At 38.1% G+C, this 16,724-nt stretch carries 16 protein-coding genes; 14 read left to right on the top strand and 2 right to left on the bottom strand.

What is annotated here, in order from left to right; all coding sequences use genetic code 11:
* Positions 1-17: 17 nt before the first annotated feature.
* The 11 genes from T320_RS06625 to T320_RS06575 are packed head-to-tail and all read left to right on the top strand — an operon-like array spanning position 18 to position 13,612.
* A complete protein-coding gene (locus tag T320_RS06625; RefSeq protein WP_037354210.1) occupies positions 18-1,433 on the top strand; it encodes a glycosyltransferase family 4 protein in 1,416 nt (471 codons plus the stop codon).
* A 38-nt stretch (positions 1,434-1,471) separates the two neighbouring features.
* Entirely contained in the window at positions 1,472-2,410 is a 939-nt protein-coding gene (locus T320_RS13960; protein ID WP_051608643.1) for a class I SAM-dependent methyltransferase, read from the top strand.
* A gap of 34 nt (positions 2,411-2,444) precedes the next feature.
* Complete coding sequence (locus T320_RS13955; protein WP_051608642.1) at positions 2,445-3,596, top strand: DUF5672 family protein; 1,152 nt, start codon at positions 2,445-2,447, stop codon at positions 3,594-3,596.
* 4 nt (positions 3,597-3,600) lie between these two features.
* The gene (locus tag T320_RS06610; protein WP_037354207.1) at positions 3,601-5,037 is read left to right on the top strand and encodes a hypothetical protein; all 1,437 of its coding nucleotides are present in this window, start codon (positions 3,601-3,603) and stop codon (positions 5,035-5,037) included.
* Complete coding sequence (locus T320_RS06605; protein ID WP_051608641.1) at positions 5,034-6,164, top strand: radical SAM protein; 1,131 nt, start codon at positions 5,034-5,036, stop codon at positions 6,162-6,164. Before T320_RS06610 ends, T320_RS06605 begins: the two co-directional genes overlap by 4 nt.
* An 18-nt stretch (positions 6,165-6,182) precedes the next feature.
* Positions 6,183-7,637 carry a capsular polysaccharide export protein, LipB/KpsS family gene (locus T320_RS13950; RefSeq protein WP_051608640.1) on the top strand — a complete coding sequence of 485 codons (1,455 nt, stop codon included), beginning with the start codon at positions 6,183-6,185 and terminating at the stop codon, positions 7,635-7,637.
* An 8-nt stretch (positions 7,638-7,645) separates the two neighbouring features.
* On the top strand, positions 7,646-8,776 hold the full coding sequence (locus tag T320_RS14365) for a glycosyltransferase family 32 protein (protein ID WP_156032760.1): 1,131 nt from the start codon (positions 7,646-7,648) through the stop codon (positions 8,774-8,776).
* Positions 8,773-10,263, top strand: a complete 1,491-nt coding sequence (locus T320_RS06590) for a glycoside hydrolase family 99-like domain-containing protein (RefSeq protein ID WP_051608638.1) — start codon at positions 8,773-8,775, stop codon at positions 10,261-10,263. The genes T320_RS14365 and T320_RS06590 overlap by 4 nt, the downstream gene beginning before the upstream one ends.
* A gap of 39 nt (positions 10,264-10,302) precedes the next feature.
* Complete coding sequence (locus T320_RS06585; protein WP_037354205.1) at positions 10,303-11,649, top strand: Gfo/Idh/MocA family oxidoreductase; 1,347 nt, start codon at positions 10,303-10,305, stop codon at positions 11,647-11,649.
* A gap of 4 nt (positions 11,650-11,653) precedes the next feature.
* The gene (locus T320_RS06580) at positions 11,654-12,463 is read left to right on the top strand and encodes a LicD family protein (protein WP_051608637.1); all 810 of its coding nucleotides are present in this window, start codon (positions 11,654-11,656) and stop codon (positions 12,461-12,463) included.
* Between the two features lie 54 nt (positions 12,464-12,517).
* Complete coding sequence (locus T320_RS06575) at positions 12,518-13,612, top strand: DegT/DnrJ/EryC1/StrS family aminotransferase (protein WP_037354201.1); 1,095 nt, start codon at positions 12,518-12,520, stop codon at positions 13,610-13,612.
* A gap of 26 nt (positions 13,613-13,638) precedes the next feature.
* On the opposite strand, the gene T320_RS06570 is transcribed toward T320_RS06575, so the two are convergent.
* Complete coding sequence (locus T320_RS06570; RefSeq protein ID WP_051608636.1) at positions 13,639-14,142, bottom strand: hypothetical protein; 504 nt, start codon at positions 14,140-14,142, stop codon at positions 13,639-13,641.
* 160 nt (positions 14,143-14,302) lie between these two features.
* Here T320_RS06570 and T320_RS06565 point away from each other — a divergent pair, with 160 nt between their 5' ends.
* The 3 genes from T320_RS06565 (at position 14,303) to T320_RS06555 (ending at position 16,023) form a co-directional block, all read left to right on the top strand.
* Complete coding sequence (locus tag T320_RS06565) at positions 14,303-15,067, top strand: hypothetical protein (RefSeq protein WP_037354198.1); 765 nt, start codon at positions 14,303-14,305, stop codon at positions 15,065-15,067.
* Positions 15,068-15,140: 73 nt separating this feature from the next.
* Positions 15,141-15,437, top strand: a complete 297-nt coding sequence (locus T320_RS06560; RefSeq protein ID WP_026759253.1) for a hypothetical protein — start codon at positions 15,141-15,143, stop codon at positions 15,435-15,437.
* Between the two features lie 61 nt (positions 15,438-15,498).
* The gene (locus T320_RS06555; protein ID WP_143035211.1) at positions 15,499-16,023 is read left to right on the top strand and encodes a gamma carbonic anhydrase family protein; all 525 of its coding nucleotides are present in this window, start codon (positions 15,499-15,501) and stop codon (positions 16,021-16,023) included.
* Here the strand turns inward: T320_RS06555 and T320_RS06550 are convergent.
* Complete coding sequence (locus T320_RS06550) at positions 16,016-16,657, bottom strand: YigZ family protein (protein WP_037354196.1); 642 nt, start codon at positions 16,655-16,657, stop codon at positions 16,016-16,018. The genes T320_RS06555 and T320_RS06550 overlap by 8 nt on opposite strands.
* Between the last annotated feature and the right edge of the window lie 67 nt (positions 16,658-16,724).

The raw sequence follows: 16,724 nt of genomic DNA, 5'->3' as shown, positions 1-16,724 counted from the left end.
TAGGAGTCTCAATGAGAATGCGAATAATTATTTTTGGATGTGGAAAAATTTACTCGAACTTTAAGCGAGATGTCGTTAAAGTTGCTGGTTATGAAGATGAAGTGCTTTGTTTTATAGATAATCGCGCTGATAATATAAAGATAATAGATAATAAACCGGTTTATTTACCGAAAAAAATCACTAAAATAACATTTGATTATGTGGTTACAATGAGTGTGAAACAATTAGAAATGAAAGAACAATTAATTTGTTTAGGTGTAGATGAGAAAAAAATTCTATCTTTCGAAAAATATCGCGGACAATACTTAAAAAAATATCGAAAAATATATATGAATTGTATGTCGAAAAAAGTAAAAAAAAGCATTTTGTTTATTACAAATGCGGTGAAATATGATGGCGCATCAATAGCTGCTGTTAATGCTGCACTGGAATTGTCTAAACGTGGATATAAGATTATGTTAGCAGCACCATATGTAAATCCGGAAATTAGAAATATTTTTTTTAAAGAAAAGGTAAATATATTAATTGTTCCGGAAATAAAACATTGCTCGATTCAAGACTTAGTTGATTTCGAAAATTTTGATGGAGTCATAGTAAATACTTTTTCTAATATACGATTAGCATGTGAATTAAGTAATCTTTTTCCTGTATTATGGTGGATTCATGAGGCTAGTGATAATTATTCGAAAGTATATAAATTATATACTATAAGATTTAAAGTATACAATACTGTGGAGAAGATGGAAAGAATAAGAATTGTTGCAGTATCTAATAGTGCAGCAAAAAATTTCAATAAGTACTATCCAAACAGAGTTAATGATATAATGGGTCTGGGGATTTCTGATTTTTACATTAAATGTGTAAAGAAAGAATCAAATACGCTTAATTTTGCTGTTATAGGTAGTATTTGCGAGATAAAAGGTCAAGATGTTATAATAAGGGCATTAGAGTTGTTACCGTTGAATGTGAGAAAAAAAATTAAAATAATGTTTATCGGAGAAATGGATATAACCAATTGTTATGGAAGAGAAATAGCCGAAAAAATTAAATTAAATCCTGAATTGGAATATGTAGGATTGCTAACTCGTGAGAAATTTAAAGATATAATGAGGAAAATCGATGTTGTGGTTTGTTCATCACGTGAAGAGACTCTTTCGATAGCTGTAATTGAAGGACTTATGAATAAAAAAATCTGTATTACAACAGATAAGACTGGGATAGCAGATTATATCTCTAATGGAGAAAGTGGATTTATTGTTCCTAGTGATAGTCCAGAAAAATTAGCTGGTGTAATAAATGATATAGCAAAAAGGTACAAGCAGTTGAGTTATATGAGAGAAAAAGGTAGAATGGTTTATGAAGCGAATTTTACATTAAAAATACTGGGGGATATATTAGAAAAAGAAATTGCTATAACATTAAAAAATGGTTAGCGAACTATTTTAGATTAGTTTGCATAGGAGAAATAACAATGGAAGAAAAAAATAAATCTAAAATCATTATTTATGGAGCTGGGAGAAAAGGGAGAAATATATATAATTTTTTATGTAGATTAGGTTATGCATATTTAGTATATGCATTTTGTGATAGAAATGCAGTTCAATTGGGGAAAATCGATAATATTCCTGTGATAGATATAGATGAAGCTAAGAAAACAAGTCTTTCCTTTTTGATTGGCGTAGGCGGGGATTATGTTGACGAAGTACGAGAATTACTTGCACAAGAAAAAGTATATCATAATCTTGAGGAGTATTGTGTTAAATGTCTTGATATGAGTAGAGTAGAATATAATAGGGAATATTGTGCATTTTTCCATATTGGACATATGGATTCTTATTATAAGGTTGCAGAAACAGATGAGGCATTAAAATTTTTTTGGGGAGATGGAATATGTAGAGATATGTTTATGAAGATGAATCATGAAAAAATCATTGAACTTGCTTGTGGAAGAGGTAGGCATGTACCACAATATATCAATTTAGCAAAAAAAGTTATATTGGTTGATATTTTGAAAAAGAATATAGAAGAATGTCGTGATAGATTCAAAAATTATAAAAACATAAGCTATTATGTAAATAATGGATATGATTTATCAGAGTTGCCAGAGAATTCATTTACAGCAATTTTTACATATGATGCAATGGTTCATTTTGAGCTTATGGATATAGCTTCGTATTTGCAGGAATGTGCTAGAGTCTTGGAAAAAGGTGGTATGGGATTGTTCCATCATTCGAATAATTGTTCTGATTATAAGGCCACATTTGCAAATGCACCGCATGGAAGAAGTTATATGAGTAAAAACTTATTTGCGTATTTAGCGCATAGAGCTGGTCTGGAAATTGTACATCAAGAAATTGTGGATTGGGGCGGGGTAGAGAATTTAGATTGTATATCCTTGGTGAGAAAATGACTGCGAATTAGTATGTTTTATTGGAGTATATAAGATGCAGACGGGAAATGTTGCTATACTTGTACCGATATATAAAAAAGAATTATCTGAATTAGAAAAAATATCATTAAAGCAATTGAAAAAGGTTTTGGTAAATTATCCCATTTTTGTAATAATCCCATATAGATTATATGATTGTTATTTGCAGCGGAACTGTTGTAGGATAGAGTGCTTTGCAGATGAATATTTCCAAAGTGTTGATTCATATAGCAATTTGCTTTTAGAACCAATGTTTTATAGTAGATTTAAAGAATATGAATATATACTAATTTATCAGCTTGATGCATTTGTGTTCTATGATAAATTAGAATATTTTTGTTCTATGGGATATGATTATATGGGCGCACCACTTTCGCGTTGGACAATAAATTGGCATGATTTAGGAGCTCGAATTGGCAATGGTGGACTATCGTTACGCAGGATAGATGCCATGCTTAGAGTTTTGAAGATGAAAAATGAGATATTAAAACATCCATTATCTAACGTATTTATGAAATATGAAGATTTATATTTTGGCTACTGCGGAAAAATTGGTTTGTTAAATGTACCGGACATAAGTACAGCCTTACAGTTTTCAATTGATTCTGATATTATGCATTGCTATAAAAAAATTCATACTATATTACCTTTTGGATGTCATGGATGGTTTAAAGGAAAGTATTCGATAGTTAAGCCACTCGTGGAGAATTACGGATATGATCTTCCTTCAAGGGAAGAGTATGCAGATCCCTACCAACCAAGAATTAATAATGTTTTTAACTATCTTTGTCAACGGTTTTTACGGAAATCTTCCTATCGAAAAGCTACATTATTAATGCGTAAGATTGTTGAAGAAAAATGCGTGATTTGGGGATATGGAGAGGATGGTAAAAGGTTAATAAACCTTTTATTAAATTTAAATATAAGAGTTGAAAAAATATTTGATAATCATATTAAAGAAACAAAAACTAATATTGGGATTCCCATACAATCAATATGTTCTTATACTGATTTATACATATATAAAGGAAGGTTTATTATCGCTAGTGGGAAATACGAAAATGAGATGAAGGATTATCTCCGCAATAATGGATTTAATGATGGTGATTGGCTTACGCTACGTAATCTAAAAAAAGCAATGATACATGGTTTTATAGAAAGTAGATGATGCTATGTCTCAAAAGTATATGTACCTATTTCCTTTTGAAAAAGTACCCAAAGGTTGTCGTATCGTTATCTACGGTGCGGGAGATGTAGGGCAGGAGTATCTTGAACAGTTGATGGCATCTGGATATTGTAAAGTATTGGCTTTTATTGATAGGTCTTACGCGAAATACGCGCCTATGATTGTTCCTGTGTATCCTGTGGAAAAAGTTTTGTCATTATCTTTTGATTTTATAGTGCTGGCTTTTAAGATGGGGACACACGTTCGTGCCGTAATCAAGCGACTGATTTCTTTTGGGGTAGCTGCAAAAAAAATTATTTATATCGAACCGCGCAAAGATGTGGAAGTGTTGACAGCAAGTAATAGGCCAGATAGAGAAATTATGTATGATTTTGCTTATTTGCATGATGGCATCTCCATAGCCTTGAGGTATGGGACGGGACTTGGAGATGCTATTGTAAAGAAAAAATTTTTTATGGAGCTAGTAGCCATGGCACCAAATTGCAGGATTGACATATACTCTCCTGGCGCAAGTGACATGATAGAAATTGTTTATCGTGACCAGCCAAACCTTAATGCCGTAATCAATGATGGTGGTGCGCTTTATGCCAAGCATAAATCACGTTATAGTCTAGCTTTTTCGATGCTCTTATTTATGCTGAATGTGGATGCATTTAATGAAGAGGAAATAGAAGACTATAATTCTGAGTTCGCAGAAAAGATGATGAATTTTCGACAGGCAGTGAATAAATATAATCTGTCCGTGATGGGCGTAACTTCGCAATACGTGCATTTCCAACGAATGAAGTTATTGGGGCTTAATTATTATAACTATTTGAATTATACAGGTGTGTTGAATATCAAAGGACATGAGGTTTCTATACCTTTAGATCCGGTCTATAAGAAACAATATGAACATCTTGCATTAATGGGAAAATATATCACCATTAATTATGGCGGGGGGGTGGAGGCTTCTAATAAAAATAATGGCATTGCGAAGGATTGGCCGTTTGAGTATGTGGAAAAATTTGTAAAACTCTTCAAGAAAAAGTATCCGAAAATAAAAATTGTGCAGCTTGGTTCAGCTGAAACCGTGCAGATAAATGAGGTCGATAAGTGTTTTCTGGGTAAAAATTTGGAACTGGTCAAATACATCTTGAAGGAAAGTTTGCTACACGTGGACAAGGAAGGTGGACTGGTGCATTTAGCAACACAGTTGGGAACTAAATGTGTGGTGTGTTTTGGCCCCACATCTGTTGATTATTTTGGCTATGATGAGAATATCAATATCCTAGTGGGCGACTGTCATGGATGTTATTGTCTTTATGATGGTTTCGATGTGTGTGCTAAAGGAATGGAGATGCCGGACTGTATGTGGAAGATAACACCGGAAATGGTGATGAAGAAAGTGGATGAATTTTTGGTAGTAAGGGGGCTGTCATGAGTGTTGATAAGGAATCTAATACGCCGTTGATTATTTTTGGCTATGCAGCTGTAGGAAAAAAAATATACGAACGAATAAAAAAAGAAGACAGTCATAAGAGGGTTTTTTTTTGTGATAATTCCAAGGATAAGCAAGGCATTCATGGTGGAGTGATGGTTTTATCCTTAGAAGATGTTGTGACTGGTTATAATGATGCTGCTTTCATAGTGGCTTCGCTGCGACATAGCAAACAAATGTATCAGCAACTAATCGATGTTGGAATTCCCACAGAAAATATTTCTTTAGATTTGCCAGATGATATTATAGGAGAGGAGCTGGCCAGAGAACAGAAGCAGAGAATGACAGCGTTGGATTCTATCCATGTTGAGGTAAATATAAATAAGGATTGTAATCTAAACTGTACGGGATGCGATCATTTTGCTCCTATAGCTGAGGCTGATACATTGGAGTTGGATATTTTTAAGAAAGATATGATTCGCCTGGCGGATGTGATGGCAGGTCATATTCATAGAATAATCCTCCTAGGTGGTGAACCGTTGTTAAATAAGGATTTGCTTGAATATGTGAGAATTGCCCGTATATGTATGCCAGATACAGAGGTTTTCATTGCTACGAATGGAATTCTCTTGGGGAAGATGGACGAAATATTTTGGTCTGTTTTAAAAGAGAATAAAACTGGTTTGCTGGTTACGAAATATCCGGTAAAGCTCGATTATGATGCATTGCGGAAGAAAGTTGAAGAAAAGGGCATTGTTTGGAAATATTTGGGGTCGTCGGAAAGTGGCAGGTCTTTATGGCATTTTCCATTGGATTTGACTGGTAAACAGAATGCTGTGGATAGTTTTCTGCATTGCGCTAACGCCAATTCTTGTCATACATTGGAGCGTGGCAGGCTATATACTTGTAGTATTGCACCGAATATCAAAGCGTTCAATCGCTTTTTTGAGAAAAATGTCCCTTTAGCAGATGATGATGGCATAGATATTTATAAAGCTAAAAGTGCTGATGAAATATTAAAATTTTTAGCTAAGCCAATACATTTCTGCCGCTACTGTAATGTGAAGAAGAGAACGTATGATCATCCTTGGCGTGTGAGTAAGAAAAAAATTGAGGAATGGACGCTTTAGGGAAGGGGGGATAACATAGTGAAACGTAAAGTCGTTTTTTGGGGGAAAGGAAGTCGGGCGGAAGAAGCTTTCGAACTTTTGACAGATTTTGAATTGTTGGCTGTAGTAGATAGTAATGAAGAATTTTATGGATCTATTTGGCATGGTGTTCCGGTTATTTCCTTTTCTACATATTTGAGTATGTGTGATAAACCGATTGTGATTGTAACACCAGATAAACCGGAAATGATTGTTGATGAATTATACGAAGCTGGAATTGAAAGATATATATTATTGAATGATTTATTGTTTCCAAGTAAAAATAAATTTGAATTGAGAAGCTTTAATGATTCTAAATGGAAACAGGAATGTATGGAAATACTTGGGCATATTTATTATAAAAATTGGCAGTTGGAAAGGCAACTTCTATATAGAGCATTTTTGACTATGTTCTTTTCAGGAAGTAAAATGTCAGTTAATAATGAAATCCTTTACAAAATAAAGAATGCCAAAATGCCTGTTATTAATACAAATCATGGTAAAGAAATAATTGAAAGTATAGTGAGAAAGCAAGTAACAATTGTGCGATATGCACAATTGCCAAAAGAAAATGATCTGCTTATATTCCTAAGACCGCGTATTGATTATTTGACTGAGAGAGCGGCTATGGAAGCAAAGGAACGGGGAATAGATATTGTTTTTGCAGAGGAAGGATTTATCAATAGTATAGAACCTTTTATGGGGACCGGTGGGAGAGAGTTTACATTTAGGCATTCTATTATTTTTGATGAAGGTAGCCTTTATATGAATGCGCATGTGCCTTCGCGCATTGAAAATATTCTAAATTCAAATTGGTCATTAAATGAAAAAGAATTTATTCGTGCCAGAACTTTGATGGAGATTATTACAAGGGAAAAAATCAGCAAATATAACTGTCAGCCTATGGGATTAAAGATTTCTGCTGCTCGTGCAATTAAGGTTTTGGTAGTTGATCAAGTTTATGGTGATAAATCTATTGAATTTGGTATGGCAAATGATGAAAATACGTTCAAAGATATTATTAAAGCCGCTGTAGAGGAAAATCCTGATGCAGAGATATACATAAAGGCACATCCTGTAATCAGTAAAGGACATTTTGCAGATGTGCAAGAAATGGATAATATTCATATTTTGACTGAAGCAATCAATCCTATAGATTTGCTGCAACAAATGGATAAGGTCTATGTGGTGAGTAGTCAAATGGGATTTGAGGCGGTAATGTGCGGCTGTGAGGTACATTGCTTTGGGATGCCCTTTTATGCAGGCTGGGGATTGACGCATGATCGCTTAGTTTGTGAACGTAGAAGAAAAAAGCGTACAGTAGAGGAAGTTTTCTATGCAGCCTATGTTTTGGCTACGGTTTATGTGAGCTTCAAGAGCAAAGAGATTTGTGAACTTGAACAAGTAATAGAGGAATTATTAGAAGCGCGTAGAACATATTTTGATAGGGAGTAGTGATAGCTGTGCGTTTGCGAAATATGCCGTTGCCTGCGTTTGTTGAATATATTAGGGATAAAGATGTCATATGCTTTGGTGCAGGCAAACTACTACATAAGGTTTGTAAATTAGTTCGCCTGGAACCATATGTTAAGGTTGTAGTAGATAATGACCCTAATAAGCAGGGCAAAACGTTGACATGTGAAGGACAATCATTTTGTGTTTTACCATGGAATGTGATGTCAGAACTGTCTTTTTCGCTAGAGAAGACAGTTGTTTTGATTTCGGCAGGTATTTCAGGCGCTGGACGCGAGTTATATGAGTCGCTCTTAAATCAGGGGGTTCCAGATGAGTTAGAATGTTTTTTCCTAAGCTTTATCTTTGCAGAGCCGGAGTCAAATGAAATTATTGGTCATCCTTTGGATTTTAGATTGACTCAAAAGCCAATTATTCCCAAGTACATTCATTATTGTTGGTTCGGCAAGGCTGAAATACCGGAGGAGCAGCAGCGATTTATAGCAGGTTGGAAGGATAAGTGTCCAGATTTTGAGATTATACGCTGGGATGAAAGCAACTATGATGTGAAGAAGAATCCCTATATGAGAAAAGCATATGAGGAGGGGCGATGGGGATTTGTTCCAGATTATGCAAGAAAGGATATCATTTACCAATATGGAGGGATTTATTTAGATACAGACGTAGAAGTGATTCGAAATTTAGAAGAACTATTATATCAAAAAGGATTTGCTGGAGTTCAAATGGATAAACGTATTAATCTTGGCTTGGGGTTCGGTGGAATGCCGGGGCTGGATATTATGGTTGAAATGTGTGATATATACAAAAAGACGGAGTTTGATTTTTCAGATGGAATGAAGATGAAAGTGGGGCCTGATTATGAAACAGAAGTTATGAAGGAGCATGGTTATAAGGACGGAAATGAGTTACAGAATGTTGCAAATCTAACGATTTATCCAGTGGAAGTTATGAGTGGAACATTGGCATTCTCCGGAAAACCATTGATAACAGATAATACTTTTTGTGTACATCATTATTCAGGTTCTTGTACCATTGGTAAACGTAAGGAAAATAACTTAAAAATGGCGAATTTTTATAGAGAAGTTATGAAATCGGAAATGGATATGAGAGAAATGTTATGAAAGTTATTGCGATGTATCTCCCACAATTTCATGAAGTTGTGGAAAATAGTGAATGGTGGGGGAATGGTTTTACAGATTGGGTTAGTGCTAAGGAAGCACGTCCTTTATTTGAAGGACACTATCAGCCGCGTGTACCGTTAAATCATTATTATTATGATTTAACCGATAAGGAAACGCTGAAATGGCAAGCAGATTTGATGCGTAAATATAGTGTTGATGGTTTGTGTATATATCACTATTGGTTTAAAGATGGACGAAAAATTCTTGAACAGCCAGTGGAAAATCTTCTTCAGTGGAAAGATATTGATATGCCATTTTGTTTTTGCTGGGCAAATGAAACATGGGCACGTTCGTGGAGTAATATAAAAAAGAAAAATGTATGGACGAATAAAAATGAGGTGAGGAATTGTTCCGATGAAAATGGTATATTATTAGAACAAGCATACGGCGATGAAGATGCTTGGAGAGAGCATCTTGAGTATTTAATCCCTTTTTTTAAGGATTCACGATACATTAAAGTTGAAAATAAGCCGCTACTTGTTATTTATAAGTCTGATGATATTGAATGTATAAATGAAATGTTGAAGTATTGGAAAAAAGAAATAGTTAAATATGGTATAGATGGAATTTATGTAGTTGGTGCAAATTGTAACGCATTGGCTGGAGAATCAATAGATGCTGAGACAAACTTTGAACCATCTAGTGGAATACAAATAGCAAAAAGAAAACAGGAGTATGATGGGATTGCTTATTATGAATATAAGGATATTTGGGAGAATATACTACAAGAAGGACCGAGAGCAAAGAAAACATTCTTTGGAGGATTTGTTGGGTATGATGATACACCAAGGCATGGAAATAAAGGTTTTTTAGTTAAAGGTTCGACTCCAGAATTGTTTGGTGAATATTTAGTTGAATTGATGGCGAAAAATGCTGCATACAACAATGATATTGTTTTTTTGAATGCTTGGAATGAATGGGGAGAAGGGATGTACCTTGAACCGGATGAGCGCTATGGGACAAAGTTCTTAGAGGCGATAACGTATGCTAAATCCAAGTATGTAGAGTACATTCCTAAGTATAAGGGAAAATATGAAAATAAATACGTAACAACTCTACGAAGAAAAGGGGAAAAGTTTGAAAAATATTTTAAAATAATGGATAGCTGGATGACATTGTGGGAGAAAAATGGTACTATTTCAGATAATTTAATCAAAATGGACATCCACTCCATTTTGATTTATGGATATGGACCTTTGGGACGACATTTATTATGTGATTTGCGTGGAACAGAGATAAAAGTACTGGGAATTGTAGATAAAAGGAAGAATGTGTTATCAGCTGATGCTGCAATCTATATTCCGACGGAAGAACTGCCAAAATGTGATGCGATTGTTGTGACAGCATCTTATTTTATGAGAGAAATAAAAAAACAATTAGGAAACAGTCATAGATTGCTTAGTATTGAAGATGTAATCAATTATTGATGGCTAATGTTTGTCCGTTATATATTCGGGGGAGTATATATGCGTAAGGTTATAACCTATGGATCGTTTGATCTTTTTCATGAGGGGCATTATCGCTTGTTGAAACGAGCAAAGGCATTAGGGGATTATCTTATTGTTGGGGTTACCACAGATCATTATGATGAAGAACGAGGTAAACTTAATGTGGTCAATTCCCTAATGGAACGGATTGATAATGTAAAGAAAACGGGGTTTGCGGATAAGATCATTATCGAAGATCACGTTGGACAAAAGGTTGAAGACATTCAAAAATATCAAGTAGATGTATTTACTGTCGGTTCGGATTGGACGGGGAAATTTGATTATCTGTCTGAGTATTGCGAAGTTGTCTATTTGGAACGGACAAAGGGAATTTCCAGCACAATGCGGCGCAATCAGAACTATGAGCTGGTAAAATTGGGTGTGATTGGTACTGGCCGCATCGCTGGTCGGTTTGTAAAAGAATCGGTTTTTGTCAGTGGTATAAATGTGGAAGGGGTATATAATCCTCATGAGAATAGTGCCGCACGATTTCAACAGGAATATGAGCTAGGTTTTCATGTTAGTGCATTGGAGGATTTATGGCCACGGGTTAATGCGGTGTATATTGCATCACCACATCAAACGCACTATACTTATGCTAGGGAGGCACTGGAGCATGAGTGTAATGTGCTTTGTGAAAAACCGATGGCCTTGAAAAAGCAGGAAGCAGCAGAATTATATGACTTGGCAGAGAAAAAAGGCTGTATTTTGATGGAGGCCATCAAAACCGCATACGCACCAGGGTTTGTTCGTCTGTTGAGTATGGCGAAAAGTGGCGTTATCGGCAGGATTTATGATGTTGAGTCTTGCTTTACAAGACTTACTTCCTCGAATTTACGTGAGTTGACGGATAAAGAGTATGGTGGAAGCTTTACCGAATTTGGTAGTTATACACTTTTGCCGATTATCAAGATTTTGGGAGCGAATTGTGATGAAGTTCGTTTTGAATCATTTTTAGCGGATAATGGTTTGGATATTTACACGAAAGCTTATTTTCGCTACCCGAATGCGCTGGCCACTGCGAAAACAGGTTTGAGGGTAAAGTCTGAAGGTGAGTTGATTATCTCTGGAACGCAAGGGTATATCAAAGTCAAGGCTCCTTGGTGGAAGACGACCAGCTTTGAAGTTTGCCGGGAAGATATTAATGAGAATGAGCAGGTATATACAAAGTTTGCTGGTGATGGGCTTCGCTATGAGATTCGGGATTTTGTGGCGGCAATTAATCATTATCATGAAGATGGTGCGTTTAAGCTTACGAGGGACGAGTCGATAGCCCTGGCTGATTTTATGGAGCGATTCCTCAAGAGTCGAGAGGAGAAATTGTAAAGGCATGGTAAATCTTACTGCAGAACAGTTGCGAGCGGTGCAATTAATCGAATTGGAGATGCTTGAAGAGGTAGACCGAATCTGTAAAAAATGTGGTATTCGGTATAATATTATTGCGGGCACATTATTAGGAGCAGTACGCCATGGTGGTTTTATCCCTTGGGATGATGATGCGGATGTGGCTCTGCTTCGCCCAGAATATGAAAAATTTTATCGGGCATGTCAAAAAGAACTAGATACTTCACGGTTTATTTTTCAGGATTATCGTAATACCCCCGGGTATCGTTGGGGGTATGGGAAACTGCGTCGTAAGGGAACGTTGTTTCTGCGTGAACATCAGGAGCATATGCCGTACCATCAGGGGATATTTATCGACATTTTTCCGTTAGATAATGTACCAGATGGGCGTTGGGAAAGAATATGGCACAATTTTCATTGTTTTTGTATTCGCAAAGTGTTATGGTCAGAGGTTGGACGTGTGGCGGATAAGAGTTGGCTGATGCGCAAGTGGTATGCATTTTTATCAGGTATTCCACGAGAACGGATTTTTAAGCATTATGAAAATTTTTTAGAAGCTGGGAATACAAAGAATACGAAATGGGTACGGATTCTTACATTTCCGACACCAAATCGCGAATATGGTTATTTGCGGAAATGGTATGAAAAGAGTAAGATTATTGAATTTGAAAAAAAAGAGTTTGATGGAATTTATAATTATGATGAGTATCTGAATTTTAAATTTGGAAATTACATGGAACTTCCTCCACAAGAGCAACGTAAAGTTCATCCTGTTACTGATTTAAAAATTCTATGAGTATTCTTATAAAGATATAAGTAGTTATTATAGAAGACTAGGCAGGTGTATTTCATGAAAATAGATCTGAATATATTAGGAAGACAGTTTGATATGTATCAATCTGAATATGAGGAGGCTGCTTTACGGGTATTGCGTTCTGGATGGTATATACTAGGCCCGGAGGTTGAAGCTTTTGAAAAAGAATATGCGGCATACATTGGTAGTAATTTTTGCATCGGAGTTGCATCGGGGTTAGATGCGTTGACCCTATCCTTACGGGCGTTAGGGATTGGAGCTGGAGACGAGGTTATTGTCCCGTCTAATACATATATAGCGACTGTGCTGGCTATTACTGAAAATGGTGCAACGCCTGTATTTGTGGAACCAGATGAGTTTTATTGCATCGATGCAAATAAGGTGGAAGATGCAATCACAAAGCGGACCAAGGCAATTATGGTGGTTCATCTTTATGGTCAGGCAGCTGCTATGGATAGAATAAAAGAAATTTCGCTGAAGTATGCTCTGCATATAGTGGAAGATTGTGCCCAATCGCATGGTGCTTGTTTCGAAAACAAAATGACAGGGACTTTTGGTATTGCAGGGTGTTTTAGTTTTTATCCTACAAAGAATTTAGGCGCATTTGGTGATGCAGGTGCGGTGGTAACAAATAATGAAGAATTTGCTAATAAGATAAGAATGTTACGTAATTACGGCAGCAGAGTCAAATATCATAATGAAATAGAGGGTATAAATTCACGTTTGGATGAACTGCAAGCTGCCTTGTTAAGAGTAAAGCTGAGGCATTTAACTGATTTGATATGTGAACGGGTAAAAATTGCAAAGAAATATTTGACGGAAATATCTAATGAAAAAATAAAATTACCTGCGACAAGAATGGGGACAAATCATGTTTATCACCAATTTGTAATTCGGACAAAGGAAAGGGATAAATTCAAATCATATTTGCATGATAAAGGAATAGACACGATAATTCACTATCCTATTCCACCGCACTTGGCTGATTGTTTTAAAAAAGTTGGATGGAATACTACTTCTTTTCCTACAGCAGAATGCTATGCAAATGAAGTTTTAAGTTTACCAATGTTTAATGGTATGAAATGTAAGGAAATTAATTATGTAGTTGAATGTTGTAACCAGTATAGATAATAATCTTCAAGCATTGTTCTGCTGTGTCAATTGTCTACAAAGGATTGAATTTCGTCCCAATGCGAAAAATGATAAATATTATCAGCAGTTAAATATAGATTAGAGAAAAGACAAGTGACAATATCCATATCATCAAATAAGTCAAAAATCCAATCATTGGTATATTTTTTATCTTTTAAATTTGATACTAGGGAGTCTTTTTTTGATTCAAGTAGTATAAGTGCTTCTTCATTACATAAATAGAAGATTAATTCTTCTAACACACTATGTGCGATAATGGTTTTACCTGTTTTGGCAAATTTTCTCATTTGTTCTAATTTGCATTGCATCTGATAGAGAAATTCATAATCATAATGCATTAGAAATTGTGGTGGAAGCATATCGGAAAGATAGGAACAATTCAATTGACCTATGTGAGAGCCTTTTGGCAGTTTTGTGAGCTCTTGCATATCATCTGTAATCTGATTATATAGGATATCGCTACCAGCGGCAAAAGAAAATGCGGCTATTTTGCTGAAAGTTTTTTCCAAGTACTTAGACCAGGCTTCATGTTAGCGGTAGTCCGTGATGGAGATGGTATTTTCGACATTAAGTTTAGAAGATAGATTGATGCTATTTTTGATGGGCTATTGCAACGAGGTGTGCTTTTTACTATGATATACATGAGAACATGGAATGGAGGGCAAATGATTGTTAGAACAGCTTTGTTTTGAGATAGAGGATATGAACTTAAAGGTGGAGCTTTCTGTACGGGAGCGGCAGCTTTTTTACCGTGTGGGTGATGGTGAGTTTGCGGTTTTGGACGGTGGGCGGCGTTGGCTGCGGCGGTTGGAGAAGCTGCATCTTGGTGCCTGGCGGGCGAGTTATCAGCCGCCGGTGCCGCCGGAACGGCATAGTTTGTGGCGGCTCTCGTTTAAGGATAGCAAGTTGGGTATGCGGCGGATTGTGGGGGATAATGCGCATCCGGGCAGCTGGGCGGCGTTTATTGACCTGATGAATGAGATTCCCGGGGTGGAGATTAACCGCGTGCGGCAGCTAGAGCAGGTGGCGCTCATCTTGCATGATACGATGGACAATCCGCGGGGGAACATCTATCTGCCAAAGTCAAAAAAAATCAGCCTTGTGGAAAAGCTGATTATTAATCGTGGCAAGCATATTTTGGTTTTCACGCGGCATAAGCAGGGCTTGGGTACGGAACGCCATGCCTTTGATTCGGTGCGCAATGTGCCGCTGCTCTTGGAGCGGATTGCGGAGCATGCGGCGGAGTGGCAGGTGCAGCAGGACGGTGTGACGGATGATTTCCTGCCGCGGGTGGAATGGAAGCTCAGCTGGCGTGATGGTTCGGAGGACACGGGCTGTTATGTTTTGCGGGGCGATGCGATGCCGGAGCCTTGGAAGAATTTTATGGAGGAAATCGGTAAGTTTACGGGGAACGTACGCGGGAGAATTTTTTAACAGGCAGGATTTTGCGGGATAATTGTCGAAAGGGAGGTTAAGATGTAAGGCGCGCAAGATGGGAGGAGATATCATGTCGGAGCCGATTCAGACGGGACATCGGGTTTTTCAGGGCAATCGTAAGATGAACATGGAAATGCTGGAGATGAAGCCTTTCTATGTGGCAACGCCGGGGTCGAATCTTACGCAGGAGGAAATGGAGGCAGAGGCAATGGCTGGTGTGAAAAAGCCTGCTTCGCCGCCACCGCCAGCAGAGGAGTCTGCCCCAGCGGAAGGCTCGCCCGAGGATATTGCGGCACGGATTGCCGGTGACCGCACGAAGAATCAGGCAGATATTTTAGAATTGGCCAAGAGCCAGATTGACGGTTGACTCCAGGGCCCACGTAGGAGGAATTTCATTGTATACGCTGAAAGATGATGTGTTTAAGGGCATGCGTCCCCAGATTCATGAGGAAGCTTTTGTGGCTCCTCAAGTTTTTTTGTCCGGTGATGTGCGGGTGGGAAAGTATTCCAGCCTGTGGCCGGGGGTGGTAGCCCGGGGGGATGTGAATTATATCTCGGTCGGAGAGTGCTCCAATGTGCAGGATTTGGTGTGCCTCCATGTGGCAGATGATGCGCCCTGCATCATTGGTGATTATGTGACGGTGGGTCACGGGGCGGTGCTCCATGGCTGCGAAATTGAGGACCATGTGCTGATTGGCATGAGTGCCACGGTGCTGACGGGGGCAAAGATTGGCCGAGGCTCCATCATCGCTGCGGGTGCCTTGGTGAAGGAAAATGATGTGATTCCGCCAAATTCCCTGGTGGTTGGTGTGCCGGGGAAAATCGTGCGCACGCAGGATAGGATAGAGACGATTCATGCGCAGGCGATTAAGTATAAATGCGAATGGGCGATTGAGTACGGCGTGAAGCCGGATATTGGCGGAGAATTGTATCACGGGGAGAAGATTATTTGATGGGAATGGCGATGAGTTCTTCATCGCCATTTTTTATTTGTGCACGGCCGGCGGTTAGGTTGGTGATATCTTCGTGGATTTTTTCGATATCGGCAGGGGGAATCAGGAGGTGCAGGGTTACGCCTTCGGCGTAGTCGGCTTCCAGGCTTCTGATTTCGTTTTGCCGCATATAGTGTTCGATGGTAGCGAGGTGTTCGTAGCTTACGGCTACATCGAGTTGGGCAAAGGGGGTCATTTCCAAGGTGGTGGCGGCTTCAATGCCCAGGGCTGCGGCGTGGGAGTAAGCACGAATCAGGCCGCCTGCGCCTAATTTAATACCGCCAAAGTAACGGGTGACGACCACGACGATGTTGGTCAGCCCGTTTTTTTTGATGGCTTCGAGGATGGGATTGCCTGCGGTGCCGCCGGGTTCGCCGTCATCGTTGGATTTTTGTTTGTCGGCTTTTTCGCCGAGGACGTAGGCGGAGCAGTTGTGACGGGCGTCGAAGTAGCGTTTCTTGATGGCGGTGATGAATTCGCGGGCATCTTCTTCATTGTCCACATGGCGCAGGTGGGTGATGAATTTTGACTTTTGGATTTCGTAGAGGGTTTCTACGCTGTCGTCTGTCTCTTCAATGGTGCGGTAGCTATGCATATTGCCTCCTAATTTTGCGATAAAATTTCTTCTTATAGTATACCGATTGTATACATGGAAAAAAAGG

It is taken from the genome of Selenomonas sp. FC4001, assembly GCF_000701565.1.
Classification (GTDB): domain Bacteria; phylum Bacillota; class Negativicutes; order Selenomonadales; family Selenomonadaceae; genus Selenomonas_A; species Selenomonas_A ruminantium_B.
The sequence above is the reverse complement of the archived record's forward strand: the minus strand, read 5'-3'. Positions and strand labels throughout refer to the sequence as shown.

Excerpts from the sequence above, each read along its gene's own strand:
- T320_RS13960 (WP_051608643.1), top strand. The coding sequence starts at position 1,472 with ATGGAAGAAAAAAATAAATCTAAAATCATTATTTATGGAGCTGGGAGA.
- T320_RS06580 (WP_051608637.1), top strand. The coding sequence starts at position 11,654 with ATGGTAAATCTTACTGCAGAACAGTTGCGAGCGGTGCAATTAATCGAA.
- T320_RS06555 (WP_143035211.1), top strand. The coding sequence starts at position 15,499 with ATGCGTCCCCAGATTCATGAGGAAGCTTTTGTGGCTCCTCAAGTTTTT.
- T320_RS06550 (WP_037354196.1), bottom strand. The coding sequence starts at position 16,657 with ATGCATAGCTACCGCACCATTGAAGAGACAGACGACAGCGTAGAAACC.
- T320_RS06605 (WP_051608641.1), top strand. The coding sequence starts at position 5,034 with ATGAGTGTTGATAAGGAATCTAATACGCCGTTGATTATTTTTGGCTAT.
- T320_RS06610 (WP_037354207.1), top strand. The coding sequence starts at position 3,601 with ATGTCTCAAAAGTATATGTACCTATTTCCTTTTGAAAAAGTACCCAAA.
- T320_RS06590 (WP_051608638.1), top strand. The coding sequence starts at position 8,773 with ATGAAAGTTATTGCGATGTATCTCCCACAATTTCATGAAGTTGTGGAA.
- T320_RS13955 (WP_051608642.1), top strand. The coding sequence starts at position 2,445 with ATGCAGACGGGAAATGTTGCTATACTTGTACCGATATATAAAAAAGAA.
- T320_RS06625 (WP_037354210.1), top strand. The coding sequence starts at position 18 with ATGCGAATAATTATTTTTGGATGTGGAAAAATTTACTCGAACTTTAAG.
- T320_RS06585 (WP_037354205.1), top strand. The coding sequence starts at position 10,303 with ATGCGTAAGGTTATAACCTATGGATCGTTTGATCTTTTTCATGAGGGG.
- T320_RS06560 (WP_026759253.1), top strand. The coding sequence starts at position 15,141 with ATGTCGGAGCCGATTCAGACGGGACATCGGGTTTTTCAGGGCAATCGT.
- T320_RS06575 (WP_037354201.1), top strand. The coding sequence starts at position 12,518 with ATGAAAATAGATCTGAATATATTAGGAAGACAGTTTGATATGTATCAA.